Origin of the sequence: Salinibacterium sp. NG253 (genome assembly GCF_015864945.1) — a bacterium.
Classification (GTDB): domain Bacteria; phylum Actinomycetota; class Actinomycetes; order Actinomycetales; family Microbacteriaceae; genus Rhodoglobus.
The window spans coordinates 1-793 of the sequence record NZ_JADYWF010000008.1 but is presented as its reverse complement, the minus strand read 5'-3'; the positions used below and the strand labels follow the sequence as shown (position 1 = coordinate 793).

The 793-nt window shown below is 53.2% G+C and carries 1 rRNA gene; it reads right to left on the bottom strand.

The window, feature by feature from the left end:
• Positions 1-17: 17 nt before the first annotated feature.
• Positions 18-793 (bottom strand): 23S ribosomal RNA (locus I6E52_RS14230); the annotation flags it as partial.

The window sequence follows — 793 nt, the reverse complement described above, 5'->3', positions numbered from 1 at the left end:
TGCCCAGTGAGGTGGGGTGTTATCAATTTATCGACTTATTAGTACTGGTCAGCTCCACAGGTCTTTAGTCCCTGCTTCCACATCCAGCCTATCAACGCAGTAGTCTAGCTGCGAGTCTCTCGGCCTAAGCCATGGAAATCTCATCTCGAAGCTGGCTTCCCGCTTAGATGCTTTCAGCGGTTATCCATTCCGAACGTAGCTAATCAGCGGTGCTCCTGGCGGAACAACTGACACACCAGAGGTTCGTCCATCCCGGTCCTCTCGTACTAGGGATAGATCTTCTCAAATTTCCTGCGCGCGCAGAGGATAGGGACCGAACTGTCTCACGACGTTCTAAACCCAGCTCGCGTACCGCTTTAATGGGCGAACAGCCCAACCCTTGGGACCTACTCCAGCCCCAGGATGCGACGAGCCGACATCGAGGTGCCAAACCATGCCGTCGATATGGACTCTTGGGCAAGATCAGCCTGTTATCCCCGAGGTACCTTTTATCCGTTGAGCGACAGCGCTTCCACAAGCCACTGCCGGATCACTAGTCCCGACTTTCGTCCCTGCTCGACTTGTCAGTCTCACAGTCAAGCTCCCTTGTGCACTTACACTCGACACCTGATTACCAACCAGGTTGAGGGAACCTTTGGGCGCCTCCGTTACTTTTTGGGAGGCAACCGCCCCAGTTAAACTACCCACCATGCACTGTCCCTGAACCGGATTACGGTTCGAAGTTAGATATCCAATATGACCAGAGTGGTATTTCAACAATGACTCCACCTGAACTAGCGTCCAAGCTTCACAG